The 21,689-nt window shown below is 62.1% G+C and carries 17 protein-coding genes and 1 pseudogene; 15 read left to right on the top strand and 3 right to left on the bottom strand.

Translation table 11 applies throughout. The annotated features are described in order from the left end of the window. Positions 1-46: 46 nt before the first annotated feature. From OX462_RS26055 to OX462_RS26035, 5 genes are all read left to right on the top strand, one after another. Positions 47-775 carry a response regulator gene (locus OX462_RS26055; protein WP_034753223.1) on the top strand — a complete coding sequence of 243 codons (729 nt, stop codon included), beginning with the start codon at positions 47-49 and terminating at the stop codon, positions 773-775. Further along, the gene (locus tag OX462_RS26050; protein ID WP_070292329.1) at positions 772-2,130 is read left to right on the top strand and encodes an ATP-binding protein; all 1,359 of its coding nucleotides are present in this window, start codon (positions 772-774) and stop codon (positions 2,128-2,130) included. Before OX462_RS26055 ends, OX462_RS26050 begins: the two co-directional genes overlap by 4 nt. A gap of 87 nt (positions 2,131-2,217) precedes the next feature. Continuing rightward, positions 2,218-3,390 (top strand): efflux RND transporter periplasmic adaptor subunit, encoded by a 1,173-nt coding sequence (locus OX462_RS26045; protein ID WP_409027374.1) that lies wholly within the window; start codon positions 2,218-2,220, stop codon positions 3,388-3,390. Beyond that, positions 3,387-6,497 carry an efflux RND transporter permease subunit gene (locus tag OX462_RS26040; protein ID WP_070292331.1) on the top strand — a complete coding sequence of 1,037 codons (3,111 nt, stop codon included), beginning with the start codon at positions 3,387-3,389 and terminating at the stop codon, positions 6,495-6,497. Before OX462_RS26045 ends, OX462_RS26040 begins: the two co-directional genes overlap by 4 nt. Before the next feature lie 318 nt (positions 6,498-6,815). After that, positions 6,816-7,664 carry a hypothetical protein gene (locus OX462_RS26035; RefSeq protein ID WP_086139055.1) on the top strand — a complete coding sequence of 283 codons (849 nt, stop codon included), beginning with the start codon at positions 6,816-6,818 and terminating at the stop codon, positions 7,662-7,664. Between the two features lie 76 nt (positions 7,665-7,740). On the opposite strand, the gene yihA is transcribed toward OX462_RS26035, so the two are convergent. After that, entirely contained in the window at positions 7,741-8,478 is a 738-nt protein-coding gene (gene yihA / locus OX462_RS26030; RefSeq protein WP_070221698.1) for a ribosome biogenesis GTP-binding protein YihA/YsxC, read from the bottom strand. A 186-nt stretch (positions 8,479-8,664) separates the two neighbouring features. Between yihA and OX462_RS26025 the strand changes: the two genes are divergently transcribed. From OX462_RS26025 to OX462_RS26005, 5 genes are all read left to right on the top strand, one after another. After that, positions 8,665-9,336 carry a c-type cytochrome gene (locus OX462_RS26025; RefSeq protein WP_070221697.1) on the top strand — a complete coding sequence of 224 codons (672 nt, stop codon included), beginning with the start codon at positions 8,665-8,667 and terminating at the stop codon, positions 9,334-9,336. 185 nt (positions 9,337-9,521) lie between these two features. After that, a complete protein-coding gene (locus tag OX462_RS26020) occupies positions 9,522-11,618 on the top strand; it encodes a cytochrome c biogenesis protein ResB (protein WP_070221696.1) in 2,097 nt (698 codons plus the stop codon). A 64-nt stretch (positions 11,619-11,682) separates the two neighbouring features. After that, the gene (gene ccsB / locus OX462_RS26015) at positions 11,683-12,834 is read left to right on the top strand and encodes a c-type cytochrome biogenesis protein CcsB (protein WP_070221695.1); all 1,152 of its coding nucleotides are present in this window, start codon (positions 11,683-11,685) and stop codon (positions 12,832-12,834) included. A 72-nt stretch (positions 12,835-12,906) separates the two neighbouring features. Next, entirely contained in the window at positions 12,907-13,884 is a 978-nt protein-coding gene (gene msrP, locus OX462_RS26010; protein WP_409027373.1) for a protein-methionine-sulfoxide reductase catalytic subunit MsrP, read from the top strand. 9 nt (positions 13,885-13,893) lie between these two features. Further along, a complete protein-coding gene (locus OX462_RS26005) occupies positions 13,894-14,547 on the top strand; it encodes a protein-methionine-sulfoxide reductase heme-binding subunit MsrQ (RefSeq protein WP_070312498.1) in 654 nt (217 codons plus the stop codon). Here OX462_RS26005 and lptM read toward each other — a convergent pair. Then, entirely contained in the window at positions 14,544-14,726 is a 183-nt protein-coding gene (gene lptM / locus OX462_RS26000) for an LPS translocon maturation chaperone LptM (RefSeq protein ID WP_070221692.1), read from the bottom strand. The genes OX462_RS26005 and lptM overlap by 4 nt on opposite strands. A gap of 40 nt (positions 14,727-14,766) precedes the next feature. Between lptM and cyaY the strand changes: the two genes are divergently transcribed. Continuing rightward, on the top strand, positions 14,767-15,096 hold the full coding sequence (cyaY, locus tag OX462_RS25995; protein ID WP_070312499.1) for an iron donor protein CyaY: 330 nt from the start codon (positions 14,767-14,769) through the stop codon (positions 15,094-15,096). Between the two features lie 137 nt (positions 15,097-15,233). Here the strand turns inward: cyaY and OX462_RS25990 are convergent, their stop codons facing one another. Beyond that, positions 15,234-17,579, bottom strand: a complete 2,346-nt coding sequence (locus tag OX462_RS25990; RefSeq protein WP_230506602.1) for a penicillin-binding protein 1A — start codon at positions 17,577-17,579, stop codon at positions 15,234-15,236. A 300-nt stretch (positions 17,580-17,879) separates the two neighbouring features. Here OX462_RS25990 and pilM point away from each other — a divergent pair, with 300 nt between their 5' ends. The 4 genes and pseudogenes from pilM to OX462_RS25970 all read left to right on the top strand — a co-directional run. Continuing rightward, entirely contained in the window at positions 17,880-18,512 is a 633-nt protein-coding gene (gene pilM, locus OX462_RS25985) for a pilus assembly protein PilM (protein ID WP_162995526.1), read from the top strand. Then, on the top strand, positions 18,509-19,084 hold the full coding sequence (locus OX462_RS25980; protein ID WP_121668330.1) for a PilN domain-containing protein: 576 nt from the start codon (positions 18,509-18,511) through the stop codon (positions 19,082-19,084). Before pilM ends, OX462_RS25980 begins: the two co-directional genes overlap by 4 nt. Before the next feature lie 150 nt (positions 19,085-19,234). After that, positions 19,235-20,248, top strand: coding sequence for a pilus assembly protein PilP (locus tag OX462_RS25975; protein ID WP_409027372.1), 1,014 nt, complete (start codon positions 19,235-19,237; stop codon positions 20,246-20,248). 92 nt (positions 20,249-20,340) lie between these two features. After that, positions 20,341-21,666: pseudogene (locus OX462_RS25970) on the top strand (type IV pilus secretin PilQ); the annotation flags it as partial. Positions 21,667-21,689: the final 23 nt, after the last annotated feature.

Raw genomic sequence — 21,689 nt, 5'->3', positions numbered from 1 at the left:
ACAAATGCGTTGTGCAAGGGTGGGGGAAGTGGGGATAATTCGTACCATGGAACCCACTTCTACAATTCTCATCGTCGACGACGACCGCGATATCCGCAGCTTGCTGGCGGACTACCTGGAAACGAACGCCTACCGCACCCTGGGCGCGGCGGATGGCACGGCCATGTGGAAAATCCTCGATGAAACGCGGCCCGATCTGATCGTGCTCGACTTGAACCTGCCCGGCGACGACGGCCTGACCCTGTGCCGCAAGCTGCGCGCCCAATCGACGGTGCCGGTGATCATGTTGACGGCGCGCAATGAGCCGCTGGACCGTATCCTGGGCCTGGAGATGGGCGCCGACGATTACTTGCCGAAACCGTTCGAGCCGCGCGAATTGCTGGCGCGCATACGCAGTGTCTTGCGCCGCAGCCATGCCATGCCGTCGAACGTACCGTCGGACAAGGCGCAGCAAATCCGCTTTTCCGGCTGGACCCTCGACTTGACGGCGCGCCACCTGCTCAATCCCAGCGGCCTGGTAATCATGCTGTCGGGCGCGGAATTTCGCTTGCTGCGCGTGTTCCTCGAGCACCCGAACCGCGTGCTCAACCGCGACCAGCTGCTGAACCTGACGCAGGGCCGCGACGCGGACCCGTTCGACCGCTCGATCGATATCCAGATCAGCCGCCTGCGGCAAAAGCTCGGTGAAGATGCCCGCTTGCCGCAAATCATCAAGACCGTGCGCAACGGCGGCTACGTGCTGGCCGGCCAGGTCAATGTGGAGCCGCACGCGTGAAGGCCTTCCTGGGATCGATGACGGGCCGTGTCTTTATGTTTTTGCTGATCGGCATCGTCGCTTCGGCCGCGCTGACGCAGTGGCTGGCCGTGGGCGAACGCCAGCGCGCCATCGAGCAATACCGCGACTACCACGCCGTCGAGCGGGCCGAGCAGCTGGTGATGGCGGCCGACGTGGTGCCGCTGGCCTCGCGCGCCGCGTACCTGAAGGTGGCCAACAAGGGCAGCGTACGCCTGGAATTGCGTCCCGACGTCGAGCATGTGCCGGGCAAGCCGACGGAATTTTCCTCCGCCCTGCAAGCCAAATTGGGCGAAGGCTTCAAGGTCAGCGCGCTGGCCGAACGCCCGGAAGCCTGTGTCAAGCCGCGCCAGTCGCCGGGCATGTTTTCCGCCAAGCCATGGGGCGGTACCTGCGAAAACCTCGACGTGCGCATGCAGGATGGCCACGTGTTGCGCCTGATGGTCTTGCCGCCGCGCCAGCAGCCGCCGTTCAATGAACATAACGACTGGATGACTCTGCTGCCTTTCCTGATCAGCATCGCCATCCTCGCCTACCTGGTCACGCGCATGACCATGCGCCCGCTCAAGCAACTGGCGCAGGCGGCAAAAGACCTCGGTAACGACATCAACCATCCGCCGCTGACCCTGTCGGGCGCCAGCGAGATCCGCCAGGCCAGCGCCGCCTTCAATGCCATGCAGGCGCGTATCCGTCAGCATATTTCCCAGCGTACACAGATGCTCGCTGCCATCACGCACGACTTGCAGACGCCGCTGACTCGCTTGCGCCTGCGCCTGGAAAAAGTGGCCGATACGGAATTGTATGACCGCCTGGTGGGCGACCTGTCGGCCATGCAGAGCATGGTCAAGGAGGGGCTGGACCTGGCCCGTTCGATGGATAGCACGGAAGCGATGCAGGCGCTCGATCTCGATTCGCTGTTGGATAGCGTCTGCTCCGACGCGGCCGATGCGGGCCAGAATGTGACCCTGGCCGGGCAGGCCGGCATGGCCTTGATGGCGCGCCCGATCGCCATGCGGCGCTGCCTGGTGAACCTGATCGACAATGCCGTCAAATATGGCCAGTACGCGCAGGTGACCGTCGAGCGCATCGCCGGTGCGGCACGCATCCGCATCCGCGATGGCGGGCCGGGGATTGCGCCAGATCAGCTGGCCAAGGTGTTCGAACCGTTTTACCGCATCGAGACCTCGCGTTCGCGCGAATCGGGCGGTACGGGCTTGGGCCTGACCATCGCGCGCAATATCGCCGAGCAGCACGGCGCCACGGTTTTGCTGGCCAATCACGTCGACGGTGGACTGGAAGTCACCCTCATCGTGCCAGAGTATTACGCAGGAAAGTGATCATTTCCGTGCGACAATATTGTGCTTTAGGCTCCCTGGCACCTACATTCAACCTGCAGCCCCGCGCTGCGACAGCATGACAGAACAATGAAAAAGACTAGTCTGGCAATCCTCGTGGGTGCGGCCCTGTGTATCGGTGGCGGCATCTGGTATTTCAATCATCAGCCAGGCAAAGCGGCCGGTGGGCAGGATGGCAAAGGGGGCAAGGGCGGGCAGGCGCCGACGACGGTGAGCGTGGTCGCGCCCGTGCGCCAGGATGTGCCGATGCTGCTGCAAGCCAATGGCAGCGTGACGCCGATCAGCAGCGTCGATTTGCATCCGCAGACGACCAGCACGATTACCAAGGTGCACATCCGCGAAGGCCAGTTCGTCAAGCAGGGCGAGCTGATGTTTACGCTGGACGCGCGCAGCGAGCATGCGAACGTCGACAAGGCGCAGGCGCAGGTCTTGCGCGACCGCGCCTCGGTAGCCGATCTCGAACGCCAGCTCAAGCGCAACCAGGATTTGTTGAGCAAGAATTTCATCGCCCAGGGCGCCGTGGACACGCTGCAAAGCCAGCTCGACGCGGCACGCGCCTTGCTGGCCGCCGACCAGGCCGCCTTGCGCGCCGCCCAGGTCGACTCCAGCTACACCGTCCTGCGCGCGCCGCAGGCGGGCCGCGTGGGCGCCATCAATGTCTACGCGGGCAGCCTGGTGCAGCCGACCACGTCGCTCACCAGCATCACCCAGCTCGACCCGATCGACGTGGTCTTCACCTTGCCGGAAAGCAGCCTGTCGGGCTTGCTGGCGGCGCAAAAGGCGGGCGAGGTACCCGTCACGGCCCTGTTGTCGGACGCGGGCGGCAAGCAGCTCGATGGCAAACTGAACTTTATCGACAATGCCGTCGACCCCGCTACGGGCGTCATCAAGGTCAAGGCGCGCTTCAACAATGGCGGCACCGACCTGTGGCCTGGCCAGTACGTGAATACGCAGCTGACCGTGCGCACGCTCAAGGATGCGCTGGTGATCCCGCAAAACGCCATCATCACGAGTACCGCCGGCACCTTCGTGTACTCGATGGAGGCGGACAACACGGCCAAGATGCGCAAGATTACCCGCGTGTATGCATTCGGACCGAGCGCCGTCGTCACCGGCCTGGCGGGCGATGAAAAAGTCATCGTCGACGGCAAGCAGAACTTGCGCCCGGGTAGCAAGGTGCGCCTGGCGGAAAAACACAAGGCTGCCGACGGCGCCGCCGCAGCGCAGGGCAAGCCAGCATGAACCTGTCCGAACTGAGCATCCGCCGCCCCGTAATGGTGGTGTTGCTGTCCCTCTCCATCATCCTGGCCGGCGTGCTGGCCTATCTGCAAATTCCCGTGGCGGCCTTGCCGAGCTACAACACGCCCGTCATCAACGTCAGCGCCGACCTGGCCGGCGCCAGCCCGGAAACCATGGCCTCGTCGGTGGCTTTGCCGCTGGAAAAACAGTTTTCCACCATTTCCGGCCTCAGTCTGATCACGTCCACGAGCACGCTGGGCAATACCTCGCTGACCCTGGAATTTGACGCCAGCATCAATGTCAACGAGGCGGCCGTCGACGTGCAGGCGGCCCTGCTGCGCGCACAGCGACAGTTGCCGACGGAAATGACGGATTTGCCGTCTTACCGCAAGGTCAATCCGGCCGATGCGCCGGTGCTGTTCATCCAGATGACGTCGCCCTCGCTGAACTTGTCGGATCTCAATGATTATGCGGAAAACCTGATCGCGCCCAGCCTGTCGACCCTGCCTGGCGTCGCCCAGGTCATCGTCAATGGCCAGAAACGCTTCGCCGTGCGCGTGCGCGCCCGTGCCGACCTGATGAATGCGCGCAACCTGACGATGGACGAGCTGGCTGTTGCTTTGCGCACCTCGAACACGAATTCCCCGCTGGGCATCCTTGACGGTCCGAGCCAGACCCTGACTATCCAGGGTAATCCACAAATGATGAAGGCGGCTGATTTTGCCGAACTGATCATCGCCAGCCGCAACGGCCAGCCCGTGCGCCTGAAAGACGTGGCCGAGGTGGAAGACAGCTTTCAATCGATCAAGTCCGTCGGCAGTTTCAACGGCGAGCGCTCGATCAGCCTGATGGTGCAGCGCCAGCCGGACGCCAACACCGTGCAAGTGGTCGACGGCGTGCGCCGTTTGCTGCCGGGCTTCAAGGAGCAATTGCCGCAGTCGATACAAATCAGCCTGGTCAACGACCGTTCGCTGTCGATCCGCGAAGCCATCCACGACGTCAATCTGACCCTGGCGCTGACGGTGGTGCTGGTGGTGCTGGTGATCTTTTTGTTCCTGCACCGCGCGGCCGCGACCTTCATTCCGGCCGTCACCATGCCGATCTCGCTGCTCGGTGCGCTGGCCCTGCTGTACTGGCTCGGCTACAGCCTCGACAACGTGTCCCTGCTGGGCATTACCCTGGCCGTGGGTCTCGTCGTCGACGATGCCATCGTGGTGCTGGAAAACATCGTGCGCCATATCGAGATGGGCAAGAAACCGATACGCGCGGCCCTGGAAGGGGCGAAAGAGATGGGCTTTACCATCATCTCGATTTCCGTCTCGCTGGTGGCCGTGTTCATCCCCATTTTCTTCATGCCGGGCGTGATCGGCTTGCTGTTCCACGAGTTCGCCGTCGTCGTCTCGCTGGCCGTGCTGGTGTCCGCCGTCGTGTCGCTGACCCTGGTGCCGATGCTGGCCAGCCGCTTCCTGCCGGCCGACTCGCGCGAGCACAATGACAGCGACCCCAGTCATGGCGAGAAAACCTTTATCGGCCGCCATTTCGAAGCCGGTTTCACGAAATTGCGCAACGGCTATGTGCATCTGCTCGACAAGGCTCTGGCGCACCGCAATGTGGTGCTGTTCGTTGCCGTGTGCACCTTTGCGCTGACGGTGCTGCTGTACGCGACCATTCCCAAAGGTTTCTTCCCCGAAGAAGACCTGGGCCAGATCCAGGTGAATACGGAAGCGTCGGAAGATATTTCGTCCGCGGCATTGCAGGACTTGCAAGCCCGCGTGGCGGCCGTGCTCAAGGCGGACCCAAGCGTGCAGGACGTGACGTCGTTCGTCGGCGGCGGCAACACGGGCCGCATGTTCATGGTCTTGAAACCGCGCAGCGAGCGCCCGAAAATGCCCGTGGTGCTGGAAAACCTGCGCCGCGCGGCGGGCACCGTGCCCGGCATGGCCGTGTATTTCCGGCCCGTGCAAAACTTGCAGCTGGGCGGGCGCCAGAGCAAGAGCCGCTACCAGTACACCTTGCAAAGCGTCAGTCCCGACGCCCTGAATGACTGGGCGGAAAAGTTCATTGCAGGCATGCGCACCGATCCCGCCTTCCGCGACGTCACCAGCGATTCGCAGATCAAGGGCTTGCAGGCATCGCTCCGGATCGACCGCGACAAGGCCAACCTGCTGGGCGTGCAGATGTCCGATATCCGCACGGCACTGTACAGCGCCTTTGGCGAGCGGCAAGTGTCGACCATCTATTCGTCGGCGGCCAGCTATTACGTGATCCTGGAAGCGGCCACGGCGGACCGCCAGTATGACGATGCGCTCACGCGCGTGTCCGTGCGCAGCAAGTCGGGCGAACTGGTGAAATTGTCGAGCATTGCCTACGTGGAACGCACGATCGGCCCCACCTCCGTCAACCACCAGGGGCAGCTGCAAGCCGTCACCATCGCCTTCAACCTGGCGCCGGACGTGCCGCTGGGGATCGCCACGGGCAAGATCGACGCAATGGCCAAGGACATGAGCTTGCCGGCCTCCATCATCACGCGCTACGGCGGCGACGCGGCCGTGTTCCAGAGCTCGCAATCGAGTCAGATCATCCTCATCATTGCCGCGCTGGGCGTGATCTATGTGCTGCTCGGCGTGCTGTATGAAAGCTATATCCACCCGCTCACCATCCTGGCCGGCTTGCCGTCGGCGGCCGTGGGCGCGCTGTTGACCTTGCGCCTGTTCGGCATGGACCTGACCATGATCGCCATCATCGGCATTTTGATGCTGATCGGTATCGTCAAGAAAAACGCCATCATGATGATCGACTTCGCCCTGCATGCGCAGCGCAACGAAGGGCTGGCGCCGGCAGAGGCCATCCGCCAGGCCTGCATCCTGCGTTTTCGTCCCATCATGATGACGACGGCGGCGGCCCTGATGGGCGCCTTGCCGATCGCTCTGGGCCTGGGCGCCGGCGCCGAGCTGCGCCAGCCGCTTGGGCTGGCCGTGGTCGGTGGCTTGTTGTTTTCACAAGTGATTACCCTGTTCATCACCCCCGTCATCTATTTATTCCTGGACAAGTACAGCGGCACGGGGCCGATGACGGACGAGCAACTGGTGGCGCTCGACAACAAGGCTTGAGCGCATGCGTGACTGATGACCCGTGACCGGCGCCCCATTTCTGCGTGAATGGGGCGCCGGTTTTGTATGGGCAGTGATACATACGGTAACAACCGTCAAGGGATGGCTCGGGTACTCTGGTCAGCGCTGCAAGGAATGTCGCTATCCTGTACGCTTCGGGTTGGAAAGGCCGAGGAAGTGTTCCCAAAAGCAAGGGACTCTGGCACTATGGCTGCCCTGTAATGTTATTTCTTCGCTACACAGAAAGCACGATTCATTTTGCATGACACGACCCATTTGTTGGCTGCCGATTCCGATGTTTGCCCCACCTGCGGGCAAGTGATCCAGCCACCTCCGGCCTACGGGTCCAAGACCAGCACCACGCGCAAGGTTGCGCTCGGCGTGTCGGTCTTGCTGCACGTGCTGCTGGCGGCCTATGTTCTGTTGCGCAGCGACACCATCGAAAAGATTCCGCCGCCGAAGAAGGAAAGCGCGATGGTCTACATCGCGCCGCTGAAGGACAAGCCGCAACCGAAGCCGCAGCCCAAGCCCACACCCAAGCCGAAGGACACGAAAGTGGCCAAGGTGAAACCGCCGCCGGCCCCGAGCAAGCGCGTGGTCACAAAAGACGTGCCGCGCGATAAACCGAAACTGGAAACCTACACGCCGCCGCTGGTGTCGAAAGTGCCGTTGCCGCCGCCGCCCGCTGAAGACATGAGTTCGATGATCGAGCAGCGCCGCAAGCAGCGCGAGGCGCAGAACCCCGCGCCGCCGGCCGAAGAAAGCGAAAACGACCGTGCCATGCGTGTTGCCAAGGCGAATATCGCCGGCGCGCAGGGACGCAATTCCGGCAGCGACCGTGAGGATTCGGGCGGCGTGTTTTCCATCGTCAACCAGACCTCGTTCAGTGCCGAAGTCAAGTTCAAGGGCTGGAACGGCAACTTCAAGCGCAACTGGCTGAAGCAGGAAAAAGTGGAATTGGGCAATGAGCCCGATATCGAAACGGCCATCATCAAGAAGATGATCCAGCTGATCCGTGCCGAAAAGCCCGGCGATTTCGTCTGGGAATCGAGGCGCCTGGGGCGTAACGTCAACCTCAGCGCCCGCGTGGAAGACACGGCCGAGTTGACTGCCTTCCTGCGCCAGGAATTCTTTTCCGAGAAGCGGCCGGGGCCGGGACGGCGCTAGGCGCCCGGCGCCCGCGCAATAAAAAAGGCTGCACCGTGTGAACGGGCAGCCTTTTTTTACGCAGCGTTGATGTCGATCAAGCCGGCTTGTCGGATTCCGGCTCGACGTCGTCTTCCATGTCGATCAGGTCGACCATCTGGGCCGCGCCGTCTTCGCTGATGCCGGCCAGTTCCATGATCTTGTCGTTGGCTTCGTCGATGCCGACTCTTTTCAGGGCCGAGAACAGTTGCACGGTGAACGGGAAGCCGACGCCGTCTTCGTCCACATAGCTGTCGAGCTTGGCTTTCGCCTGGCGCAAGGCATTCACGGATTCATTGCGGTTCAGCTTATCGACTTTCGTCAGGATGCAGTGAATCGGTTTACCCGTCGGGGCGAACCATTCCAGCATCTGGATGTCCAGGTCGGTGAACGGGCGGCGCGAATCCATGATCAGGATCAAACCGGCCAATTGTTCGCGGCGCTGCACGTAGTCGCCCAGCAGGCGCTGCCAGTGCAATTTCGCCGAGCCCGATACTTCCGCGTAGCCGTAGCCCGGCAAGTCGACCAGCAGGCATTCGATCTCTTCGACGATGGTGGCATCCTTGCGGTGCTGCGCCACGTGGGCGCCGCCGATGGAGAAGTAGTTGATGTGCTGGGTACGGCCAGGTGTCTTGGAGGCGAACGCCAAGCCTTTCTGATTACACAAGATGTTGATGGCGGTCGATTTACCGGCATTGGAGCGGCCGGCAAAGGCGATTTCCGGCACCGTGGTATCGGGCAGGTCACGCAATTGGTTGACGGTCGTAAAGAAGCGGGCTTGCCAGAGTTTTGACATGGGAGTAGTAAAGCAACAAAAGGGAGCGATAAGGGAGCGATAACGCCAAGAAGCTATTGTACAATAAGGGGTTGTTTATTGTTGCCGGCGTAGCAGCGATGCGGCTTGCGGCCCTGAAAATAAAGCAAAAATCCACAGGGCGCGGCAATGTCCACCACTAATTTCTCACTGTCTCAGGGTGCCTGAATGAATCGTGCGTTTTCACCGTTGTTCAAATCCATGCTGCTCGCTTTGCTGGCTGTATCGGCAACTGCCTCTGCGGTCGAAGCACCAAAACCGGCCGTCAAGGCCGACGCTGCCAAGGGCGCTACCCTGTACGCCGATGGCGATGCGGCGCGCGGCTTGCCTGCCTGCGTCTCCTGCCATGGCGCGGCCGGCAATTCGACCATCACGGTCAATCCGAAGCTGGCCGGCCAGCACGAAAGCTATATCTACAAGCAACTGGTCGACTTCACCACGCCGGAACGCAACCAGCCCGTCATGACGACGTACGCGAAGATGCTCAGCGACGCCGACAAGAAGAATATCGCCGCCTACCTGGGCGCGCAGCTGTCCAAGCCGGGTGCCGCGAAAAACAAGGATACTATCGACCTGGGCAAGAAAATCTACCGTGGTGGCATTGCTTCCAAGCAAGTTGCCGCCTGCGCCAGCTGTCATGGTGCGACGGGCAATGGCATTCCCGTCCAGTATCCGCGCATCGCCGGCCAGCACCAGGATTACACGGTGGCCCAGCTGACGATGTTCCGCAGCACCAAGGCCGATGCCCGCAAGAACAGCGCGCAAATGCACACCATCGCCGCCCGCATGTCGGATGACGAAATCGCCGCCGTGGCCGACTATATCGCCGGCCTGAAGTAAGTTTTCATAGTGGCAAGAGATTGCCAGGCGCAGCAGCGCGCGTGAACAAGGGCGGCCGTTTCCACAGGCTGCCCTTTTTCATGGCAGGGGCCAAACAGGAGTATGCTGCCGCCTTGCGCGGAGAAACACTCTGCTCCATGCCTACATTTCCTTGAAGATTGCATATCCCGTATGAGTATCCACGTATGAGCACTGGCACGACCGGAATCGAGTTAAAGACCCAACGCCGCAGCCTGGCTGAATTCGTCGAGCTGGTCTCGTCGATGCGCTTTGCCATCAGCTTGCTGACCTTGATCGCCGTCGCCTCCATCATCGGCACCGTGCTCAAGCAAAACGAGCCCATGCCCAATTATGTCAACCAGTTTGGTCCGTTCTGGTTTGCCGTCTTCGACAAGCTGAGCCTGTATTCCGTGTATTCGGCCTGGTGGTTCCTCGTCATCATGGGTTTTCTGGTCGCCTCGACCTCGCTGTGCATCGTGCGCAATGCGCCGAAGATGCTCAAGGACATGCGCAGCTGGCGCGAAACCGTGCGCGAGCAATCGCTGCGCAATTTCCACCACAAGCTGGAATGGCAGGCGCCGCTGCCGCGCGCCGTGCTGGCGCAGCAGATGGTGATGCGCCTGAAAGACGCCGGCTACGGGGCCAAGGTGGTCGAGAAGGACAACGCCACCCTGGTGGCGGCCAAGCGGGGCGCGGCGAATAAATGGGGCTATATCTTTGCCCATGGCGCCATCGTCATCATTTGCGTGGGCGGCTTGCTCGATTCGGAAATGCCGATCCGCGTACAGCAATGGTTCTTTGGCAAGACGCCGTTTTCCGGCAGCGGCGTGATCGCCGACATTCCCGCCCAGCACCGCTTGAGCCTGTCGAACCCTACTTTCCGCGGCAATACCATGATTCCGGAAGGCTCGTCGAGCAACACGGCCATCATTCCGCAGGCCGATGGCGTGCTGATTCAGGATCTGCCCATCACCATCCTGCTGAAGAAATTCCACATCGATTTCTACAGCACGGGCATGCCCAAGCTGTTCGCCAGCGATGTCGTCATCACCGACCATGCAACGGGAGAAAGTTTTCCTGCAACCATCAAGGTCAACCAGCCGCTGCTGTACAAAGGCCTGGCCCTGTACCAGTCCAGCTTTGAGGATGGCGGCAGCAAGCTCAAGTTGACGGGTTTTCCCATGACGGGCAAGACGACGAAACGCTTCGATATCGGCGGCGAAGTGGGCGGCAGCACGCCGCTCGAGCGCAGCGACGGCAATTCCTACACGGTGGAATGGTCGGGTTTCCGTCCGTTTAACGTGGAAAACCTCAGCGCGGGCCAGGACGTGCGCGCCGTCAACAAGGCGGAAAGTTTCAATGATAAATTTGCCGTCGGCCTCGATAAGCGCCTCGGGTCGGCCGCGAAGAACGCCAACAACAAGGATCTCAAGAACGTGGGGCCGTCGGTGCAATACAAATTGCGCGACAAGACGGGACAGGCGCGCGAGTACCAGAACTATATGCAGCCGGTCACGGTCGATGGCACGACGGTGTTTCTGGCCGGCATGCGCGTCAACCCCAGCGACCCGTTCAGCTATCTGCGCATTCCCGCCGACGACAATGTCAGCGTGAATGAGTGGATGCGTTTGCGTGCCGCGCTGCAAGATCCAGCGCTGCGTCAGCAGGCCGCCGCCCGCTATGCGGCGCGCGCCATGCCGCAGGCGAACGCGGAAGCCTTGCGCGGCCAGTTGCAGGAATCGGCGGCGAAAAGCCTGGGCATCTTTGCCGGCAACGGGCAAGAGGGCGGTTTCCTCGCCATTTCTCGTTTCCTGGAGAAAATCCCTGCCGCCGAGCAAGAAAAAGCGGCCGATATCTTCATGAAAATCCTCAATGGCAGCCTGTGGGACTTGTGGCAGGCGGCACGCGCCCAGGATGGCTTGAAAGCCGTCGAGGCCGATGACAAGCACGGCCGCTTCCTGCAGCTGGCCACGAATGCGCTGTCCGACAGCTTCTTCTATGGCGCGCCCGTGTACCTGCAGCTTGACGACTTTACGGAAATCAAGGCCTCCGTGCTGCAGGTGACGCGTTCGCCGGGCAAGAGCGTGGTCTACCTCGGTTGCCTGTTCCTCGTGATCGGCGTATTTTCCATGTTTTATATCCGCGAGCGCCGCCTGTGGGTGTGGATCAAGGATGGCGAGGGCGGCAGCGAGGCCCTGATGGCCATGAGCACGCAACGCAAGACGCTGGATTTTGAAAAAGAATTTGAGAACTTGAAGGCAAAGCTGCCGCAATCGGCGTAAGCTGCGCTGAGTTGGATTGGCTGAGTTTCGGGACGCTTGCGCGTCGCCGGGAATGGAGAAAATGATGGAATTGGCAAACAAGCAAATATATACGCAGGAAGCAGGATTTTTCAAGCGCCTGAGCCTGATCGATTGGCTGTACGGCGCCGGCTTGCTGGCGGCCTCACTGTTCGGCCTGATGCGCTTTGGCGCCTTCATGGATATCTATGAAAAGGCCATCCTGCTGGCCGCGGCACCCACGTTCGCGTGGCTGGGCTGGTACTGGAAGCCCGTGCGCTGGCTGATCCCGCTGGCGGCCGTGCTGTCGCTGTTCGCCATCGAACTGTATAGCGGCCACCTGGAGATGGCGAACCAGAAATTCTTCCTGAAATACATCTTGTCGAGCCAATCGGCCATCCTGTGGATGGGCACCCTGTTCGTGCTGTCGACCCTGTTCTACTGGATCGGCCTGGTGGCGCGTTCGGAATTCGGTTCGTCCGTCGGCTCCCTGCTGTGCTGGGCCGGCGTGGTGCTGGGCCTGACGGGCATGCTGGTGCGCTGGTACGAGTCTTACCTGATCGGCGCCGACGTGGGCCACATTCCCGTGTCGAACCTGTATGAAGTGTTCATCCTGTTTTCCCTGATCACGGCCATGTTCTACCTGTATTACGAGCAGCATTATGCGACGCGCCAGCTGGGCGCCTTCGTCATGCTCGTCATTTCGGCGGCCGTCGTGTTCCTGATGTGGTACACGGTCACGCGCGACGCGGCGGAAATCCAGCCGCTGGTGCCGGCCTTGCAAAGCTGGTGGATGAAGATCCACGTACCGGCCAACTTCATCGGCTACGGCACGTTTGCCCTGTCGGCCATGGTGGCGGCGGCCTACCTGCTCAAGTCGAGCGGCTACCTGGTCGACCGCCTGCCGTCGCTGGAAGTGCTCGACGACGTCATGTACAAGGCCATTTCCGTCGGCTTCGCTTTCTTCACGGTAGCGACCATCCTGGGCGCCCTGTGGGCGGCCGAAGCGTGGGGCGGCTACTGGTCGTGGGACCCGAAGGAAACGTGGGCGCTGATTGTCTGGCTCAACTATGCAGCCTGGCTGCACATGCGATTGATGACGGGCTTGCGCGGCCGCGTCGCCTCGTGGTGGGCGCTGGTGGGCTTGCTGGTGACGACGTTTGCCTTCCTGGGCGTCAACATGTTCCTTTCTGGATTACATTCTTACGGCAAGCTTTAATGACAGAAGCGTCATGAACGGCCCGGAAAAACTGGTGTAAGGTATATCCAATCACCTTTTTCCGGAGCCGCCATGTTGATCAAGCGCAGTCCCAACGGCATTGAGTTGCCGTACTCTTCCGAAATCACGCCGCGCGCCGTGTTTGAATCGCGCCGCAGCTTCATCAAGCAAGTGGCGCTGGGCTCGATGTCCAGCGCGGCCTTGCTGGAAATGGCCAGCCGCGAAGCCTTCGCGCAAGGCACGAATCCCAAGCTGGCAGCCAAACTCAATCCCGCCTATTCGGCGCTGGACAAGCAGACGGCCTATAAAGACGCCACCAGCTACAACAATTTCTACGAATTCGGCACGGACAAGAGCGACCCTGCGCAAAACGCGGGCACCCTGCGCACGCGGCCGTGGACGGTCAGCATCGAAGGCGAAGTGAAAAAGCCGATGACCCTGGACCTCGATGCGTTGCTCAAGCTGGCGCCGCTGGAAGAGCGCGTCTACCGGCTGCGCTGCGTGGAAGGCTGGTCGATGGTGATCCCGTGGGTCGGTTATTCCTTTTCGGAAATCATCAAGAAGGTCGACCCGACGGGCAATGCCAAGTACGTGGAATTCATCACCCTGGCCGACAAGAAGCAGATGCCGGGCGTGGGCAGCCGCGTACTGCAGTGGCCCTATACGGAAGGCTTGCGCATCGACGAAGCGAACCATCCGCTGGCGCTGCTGACTCTGGGCATGTACGGCGAAACCTTGCCGAACCAGAACGGCGCGCCCGTGCGCATGGTCTTGCCGTGGAAATATGGCTTTAAATCGGCCAAATCCATCGTCAAGATCCGTTTCGTCAAGGAACAGCCGCGCACGTCCTGGAACCTGTCGGCGCCGTCCGAATACGGTTTTTATTCGAACGTGAACCCGAACGTCGATCATCCGCGCTGGTCGCAGGCGTCCGAGCGGCGCATCGGCGAAGACGGTTTTCTCGCGCGCAAGCGCAAGACCCTGATGTTCAACGGCTACAACGATGTTGCTTCCTTGTACGCGGGCATGGATCTGAAGAAGTTCTTTTAAGGAAAGACCATGGCCCTCAATCCCTCGACCAGGCAGTTGTCGCTGCTGAAAAGCCTGATCTTTTTGCTGGCGCTGCTGCCGTTCGCACGCATGGTCTGGCTGACGTACACGGGGCAACTGGTGGAGCCGCTGGAATTCATCACGCGCGGCACGGGCGACTGGACCCTGTATTTCCTGTGCATCAGCCTGGCGGTGACGCCCTTGCGGCGCCTCACCCAATGGAATTGGCTGATCAAGCTGCGGCGCATGCTGGGCCTGTTTGCGTTTTTCTACGCGGCGCTGCACTTCACCACGTTTTTATGGTTCGATCACTTTTTCGATCTGCAGGAAATGTGGAAGGATGTGCTCAAGCGGCCGTTCATCACGGTGGGCTTTATTGCCTTTGTGTTGCTGATTCCGCTGGCCGTGACGAGCACGAACGGCATGGTCAAGCGCCTGGGCGGCAAGCGCTGGCAGTGGCTGCACCGGTTGATCTATGTGATCGCGCCGCTCGGCATCCTGCACTTCTGGTGGATGAAGGCGGGCAAGCACAATTTCGCGCAACCGATCCTGTTCGGCTCTATCGTCGCGCTACTGCTGTTAATCCGCGTGGTTTTTGCCTGGAATAAGCGTGTCAAAACTGCCAGGGCGGCGCATGCCGCCGCCCCGGTGCGCTCCGTTTAGGTCGCCGGCACGATGACGGGCGGCGGCGGCACGGGGGCCGGTTCGACGGGGCCTTTGGCCGGTGCGCCCTTGGCCGCTGGCGGCTTGGGCAGATACAGGGGGCCGGGCTGGCCGCAGCCGGCCAGGACGCTAGAAACCACAATGGCGATGCCGATATAAAACGCTGAGGATGACTTCACGATTAGAATCACGGTTTGATTAAGATCTTTGGAGTGTAGCATGAGCGAATCGGAATTCCTGGCCCTGGCCGAAGCCACCCTGACCCAGATCGAGGCGGCACTGGACCGGCTGAACGATGAAGACGTGCTCGACGTCGAATGCAGCCGCAGCGGCAATGTGCTGGAAATCGAATTCATCGACAACGGCACGAAAATCATCGTCAACAGCCAGGCTCCCATGCGCGAAATGTGGGTGGCCGCCCGTTCCGGCGGTTTTCATTACAAGCGCGTGGGCGACGAGTGGATCAACACGCGCGACGGCTCGGAACTGTTTACGGCCTTGTCCGGCATGGCCAGCGAGCAGGCGGGCGCACCGGTGGTATTGAAGTAATTGTTTTAGCCGCGCGCAATAAAAAGGGCAGCCTGCATGGGCTGCCCTTTTTGCTTGCGTAATCCGACAACATTTGGCGCCGGCGTGGTGTCGGGTGACGGCCTGCGGCCTAACCCGACCTACTCCATGCGCTGCCGTCAGAACAACTCGTTCTTCACGGCTTCTTTCGCCTTTTCTTCTTCCGGCGTACCGCGCGCCGCGCCTTCCAGGCTGCCGACGCCCGTGCCCGGCGGATTTTCCGCATAGTAGTACTCATCGCCCACGCGGATCAGGCCTTCCGGCACGGCGCGCTCCTCGACGGGAATGCTTTTCAGGGCTTTCGCCATGTAGCTGATCCAGATCGGCAAGGCCAGGCCGCCGCCCGTTTCCCGGTTGCCCAGGTTGCGCGGCTGGTCGTAGCCGATCCAGGCGATGCCCACCAGCTTGGCCTGGTAGCCGGCGAACCACGCATCGATGGAATCGTTGGTCGTGCCCGTCTTGCCGGCCAGGTCAGGGCGCTTCAGGGCCATGGCCTTGTTTGCCGTGCCGAAGCGTACGACGTCGTTGAGCATGCTATTCATCATGAAGGCATTGCGCTCGTCGATAACGCGGTTGGCTTCCTCGCCCGCCAGGTCCGGCTTGGCTTGCGACAGGACATTGCCGTCGCTGTCGGTCACCTTGGCGATCAGGTACGGGTTGATCTTGTAGCCGCCGTTGGCGAACACGGCGTAGGCGCCCGCCATCTGCAGGGGCGTCACGTTGCCGGCGCCCAGTGCCAGGGTCAGGTACGGCGGGTTCTTGTCCGCGTCAAAGCCGAAGCGCGTCGCGTATTCCTGGCCATACTTGGCGCCGATCTTGTGCAGGATGCGGATGGAAATCATGTTCTTCGATTTCATCAAGCCCTTGCGCATGGTCATCGGGCCATCGTATTTGCTGTCGTAGTTCTTCGGTTCCCACGCCTGGCCGCCCGTCTGGCCCGCGTCGAACGAGATGGGCGCATCGTTGATGATGGTGGCCGGCGACAGGCCCCGTTCCAGCGAAGCGGAATAGATGAAGGGCTTGAACGCGGAACCGGGCTGGCGCCACGCCTGCGTGACGTGGTTGAACTTGTTGCGGTTGTAATCGAAGCCGCCCACCATGGCGCGGATGGCGCCGTCCGTGGTGCTGGCCGAGATGAATGCCGATTGCACTTCCGGCATCTGCGTCAGGACCCAGGCGTTGTTTTCCTGCATGACACGGATCACGGCGCCGCGCTTGATGCGGCGGTTCGGCGCCGCTTTTTCCGACAGCCAGGCCGCGCCGAAGGTCAGGCCGGGGCCGGTAATGGTGATTTCCTCGCCGGCCGAGGTGACAGCCTGGATGGACTTGGGCGAGGCCTGCAGCACCATGGCGGCGATGATGTCGTCGCTGTCCGGGTGGTCGGCCAGCTCCGTCTCGATCGCGTCATCGGCTTCGGCCTTGGTCTTCGGAATCTCGATATACGCTTCCGGGCCGCGGTAGCCGTGGCGTTTTTCGTAATCCATCACGCCCTTGCGCAAGGCGATGTAGGCGGCGTCCTGGTCGGCCTTGGTGATGGTGGTGTAGACGTTCAGGCCGCGCGTATAGGTGTCTTCCTTGAATTGCTCGTAGACCAGCTGGCGCGCCATTTCCGACACATATTCCGCGTGCACGCCGAAGGCGCTGCTGTCGGTTTTCACTTTCAGCTCTTCATTTTTCGCTTCTTCGTACTGCGCCGGCGTGATGTAGCCCAGTTGCGCCATGCGCTGCAGAATGTATTGCTGGCGCATGCGCGCGCGTTTCGGATTGACGACGGGATTGTAGGCGGACGGCGCTTTCGGTAAGCCGGCCAGCATGGCCGCTTCGGCCACGGTGAGATCCTGGATATTCTTGCCGAAATAGATTTGCGCGGCCGAGGCGAAGCCGTAGGCACGCTGTCCCAGATAAATCTGGTTCATATACACTTCGAGGATCTGGTCCTTGCTGAGGTTTTTCTCGATCTTCCATGCCAGCAAGACTTCATACGCCTTGCGTTTCAAGGTCTGTTCGCTGGACAGGAAGAAATTGCGCGCCACCTGCTGCGTGATGGTCGAGGCGCCTTGCTTGGCGCCGCCCGTCAGGTTGTGCAGGGCCGCACGGGTGATGCCCAGGTAATCGACGCCGCCATGCTCATAAAAGCGGTCATCTTCGATGGCCAGCACGGCTTTCTTCATGACATCGGGAATATCCTTGATGTGCACCATGTTGCGCCGTTCCTCGCCGAACTCGCCGATCAGCACACTGTCGGACGTGAACACGCGCAGCGGCATCTTGGGCTTGTAATCGGTCAAGGTATCGAGCGCCGGCAGGTTCGGATAGGCCATGGCCAGGCCGAAGACCACCAGCAACACGCCGACGATGCCCAGGCCCAGCAGCGATGCCAGGGCCATCAGCAGGAAACGTTTGGGTTTGCTGCCCTTGGTGGGCGGCTTCGAGCCAGCGGGGCCAGCGGATTTTGAAGATGTCATGCGTCGTATGTCTTTCGGTTAATTATGCCGGCCAATTATAAGCGAGCTTGCCGGGGTGGCAGCGCGCCGTGGCGCTTGCCGGGGGAGTGTTGAAACTTGCCGATACTCTATATAAGCGTGTATTGGCCCGCTGGCAACCAGGATTTGGTAACAATTATCCTGCGCCAGATCACGGCCCCGCCAGATAGGCGCCGCGCGCCGCAGACACCAGCGTGAAATCCGTTTACAAGCCAGCGCTGCCGGGACTAGGCTTGCGGATGGCAGGACTTCCTTCCACGCTGACGTTTCTCTATGAAAAACATGTCCATCAGCAGTCTTCTTGGCACCGGCTTGCTGGGCCTCGACATCGCGGACGACGCCGTGCGTGTGGTCGAGTTGATACGCCGGCGGGGAACACTGGCGTGCCGGCATTGCGGCAGCGCCGCGCTGGCGGCAGGAGTAATGCGTGAGGGCATGATCGAAGATCTGCAGGGCCTGGCTGCCGCCGTGCGCCTGGCATGCCGCGACAGTGGCAGCGGCTGCACGCGCGTGGCGCTGGCCATGCCGGCCACGGCCCTGATCACGCATGCGATCCGCCTGCCTGCCGGATTGCCGGAGGAACAACTGGAAATCCTCGTGGAACTGGAAGCGGGACAATACATGCCGTTTGCGCTGGAAGACGCCAACCTGGATTTTTTCATTCTCGGCCCTGCGCCGCCGCTTGCCGGCCAGACCGGCAGCGAGATCGACGTGCTGCTGGTGGCGGCGCGGCGCGCCAGCGTGCAGCGCCGTCTCGATGCGGCCAAGGCGGCCGGCTTGACGCCCGTCATTATGGATAGCGAGGCGCTTGCCTTGCAGGCGGCGCTCGCGCAGGGCGGCTGGCAAGCCTTGCCCGGCGGCGGCCTGAACTATCAACTGGCCTGGGGCCTGGCCATGCACCGGTACGCCCGATGAAGGCCGTGGCGGAAGTGCCATGCATCAATCTTTTGCCGTATCGCCAGGCGGCACGCCGCAGGCGTATTCAGCGGCTGCTGTGGCAATTGGCCGGCGGGGCGCTGTTGGGATTGCTGACGGCCTTGGCGGCGGGCGCCTGGCTGCAGCACCAGCTCGACGTGCAGTTGCACCGCCAGGAGGGCTGGCGCCATGCCATGCAGCAAGTCAATACGGTCCTTGTCACAGGCAAGCGCGTGCAGGGCGAGACGGCGGCCCTGCTGCTGCGCCAGCAAGCCATTGCTAGTCTGCAAGCGCAGCGCAATGCCTGGGTACGCATGCTGGCGGCCCTGGCCCAGGCGATGCCGTCTGGCGTCGCCCTGCACAGTGTGCGCCAGGAAACGGCGATGGTGCGCCTGCAAGGGCAGGCCGTTTCGCAGGAAAAGGTCGCGGCACTATTATTGGCGCTGGAGCAGGCCGCGCCCTGGTCCCGGCCGGAAGTGATGGAAGTGCGCGGCGCGGCCGATGGCGCCGTGGAATGGACGATACGGCTGGCTTTGGCACCCGCTGGACAATCTTGGAGCCTATCCCAGTAGGGAGCGTCTTTTGCAGGCAGCACATCAGGAGCGCGGACAAGGCGCGAGGAGGACGCGTGGCGAGCCACGCGACGACTCCCCGCTTCTGAGGGGCGCTTGCAAGAGATGTATTCATCTACTGGGATAGGCTCTTAGTCGTGGAGGTTGATCATGCTGAGCTTGAAGACCGCGTCACTGTGGCCGCTGCCGGCGCGCCTTGCTTGCGCTGCGCTGGCCGGCATGCTGGTGGCTGCCCTGCTGCATGCCACATGGCTCGATGGACTGATGGCTGCAGTGCGATTGGCGCACAGTGAGGAAGCCCGCTTGCGCGCCGATTATCTGGCGGCGCAGGCCAGGGCAAAGCAGTTGCCGCAGTGGCGTGCAGAGCAGCGTCAGGCCGGCGCCGAGTTGGCCCTGCTGGAACAGCAACTGCCTGACCAGCAGGCGATGGCGGCGCTGTTGACGGACATTAATGCCGCCGGCCGGTCGCGCGGGCTGCAATTTTCACTGTTCAAGCCGGGCGCGGCGCGGCCGCAAGCGCCGTATGTCGCCTTGCCGATCACGATACAGTTGCGTGGCGGCTACCACGCCATGGGCGCGCTGCTGGCAGACCTGGCGCGCCTGCCGCGCATCGTCACGGTGCATGCGCTGGCCTTGACCCTTGGCAAGGATCGCTTGTTGACCCTGGATGCCGTGCTGCAGGCGTATCGTTTGCCCGAAGCGGGGGAGCTGGCGGCGCAAGCGGCATTGCCTTCACAGGGCAGTGCGCCGGCATGGCGCCCGCTTGCCGCTGTCGCGCCGCATCCCTACGAGGCGGCCGCCCTGGCCGATCCATTTAATGCCTTGCCGCCCGCGCCCGGACAGCGTGGGGGCGTGGCGGGGCCGGACCCGCGCCGCGTGCGCGAGCCGCTGGAAAGCGTGGCCTTGCCTGCCATCACCATGGTCGGCAGCGTGCAACAGGACGGGCGCCTGAACGCGCTGCTGCTGGCGGGCCAGCGCGTGTACCGGGTGGCCGTTGGCCAGTATCTGGGACAAGACCACGGTGTGGTGACGGGCATCAGTGAACAGGCCGTGCAGTACCGTGAATTGCTGCGCGAGGCGGATGGCCCCTGGCGCGAGCGGCGCGGCAGCCTGGCCTTGCAGGTGACAGGGGCGAAGGCCAGCCTGCCCGAGGCGGCGCCATGAGGCCGCTCCGCATGCTCGTGGCCGCCATGCTGTGTCTGCATGCCGGTGTCCTTGCCCAGGAGGCGGTGGTGCAGGTGACGGCGCCGCGTCTGTATGCGGGCGATAAAATCTCCGTCGATTTCCAGAACGTGGGCGTGCGCGCGGCCTTGCACATCCTGGCCGATGCGTCCGGACAAAACATCATCGCCAGCGACAGCGTGGCGGGCAATGTAACCCTGCGCCTGCGCGACTTGCCGTGGGACCAGGCGCTCGACGTGCTGCTGCAGGCCAAGGGCCTGGACATGCGGCGCAATGGCAACGTGCTGTGGATCGCGCCGCGCGAGGAAATCCTCGCGCGCGAAAAACTGGAGCTCGAAACGCGCGCGCAGATCGCGGAACTTGAACCCTTGCAATCAAACATCTTCCAGCTCAATTACCAGAAGGCTGAAGCGTTCCGCGCCGTGTTCGGCCTGGACGCGGGGGAAGGGCGCAGCCGGCTGCTGTCGCGCCGTGGCAGCGTGCTGATCGAGCCGCGCACGAATCAGCTGTTCGTCACCGACGTGCCGGCGCGCCTGGAACAGATCCGTCAGCTGATCGCCAAGACGGATATTCCAACCCGACAAGTCATGATCGAGGCGCGCATCGTCGAGGCGAACGACAGTTTCAGCCGCAACCTGGGCGCGCGCCTCGGTTTTACGGACCAGCGGCTGGCGGCGGGCCAGGTGCCCGGTTTTTCGCTGGGCGGCAGCGGACGCCGCGCGGCCATCGGCGGCACGTATCAGGGCGTGGGCGAGGCGACGGGGCAAACGGTGGCGGGCAGCGGCGCCTTCGTGCCGAACACGCAATTCGTCAACTTGCCGGCCGCCAGCATCAACGGCTTGCAGCCGGCCAGTTTCGCCCTGAGCCTGTTTTCGGCCGCCGCCAACCGCTTTCTGAACCTGGAGTTGTCCGCGCTGGAAGCGGACGGCAGGGGCAAGATCATTTCCAGCCCCCGCGTGGTGACGGCCGACAAGGTGCTGGCGTTGATCGAGCAGGGCATCGAGCTGCCGTACCAGGTTGCCACCAGCAGCGGCGCCACGTCGATCACGTTTCGCAAGGCGAACCTGCGTCTGGAAGTGACGCCGCAAATCACGCCCGACGGCAACGTGGTGCTGGAAGTGGACGTCAACAAGGACAGCGTGGGGCAGGAAACCCGCTCCGGTTTCGCCATCGACACCAAGCACGTGCGCACGCAAGTGATGGTGGAAGATGGCGGCACGGTGGTGCTGGGCGGTATTTATCAGCAATCGGAGCGGGGCACGGACAGCAAGGTGCCGCTGCTGGGCGACATCCCCGTGTTTGGTGTTTTTTTCCGCAGCACGGGCCGCAGTCAAGAAAAAACGGAACTGATGGTGTTTATTACGCCGAAAATAGTGGCAGATCGGCCAGCAACACGTTAATGTCACATCTTTACGTTTAAGTA

Source organism: Janthinobacterium aestuarii (assembly GCF_046113285.1).
Taxonomy (GTDB): domain Bacteria; phylum Pseudomonadota; class Gammaproteobacteria; order Burkholderiales; family Burkholderiaceae_D; genus Janthinobacterium.
Note: the sequence above shows the minus strand (reverse complement) of the source record. Positions and strands in the feature narration are given on the sequence as shown.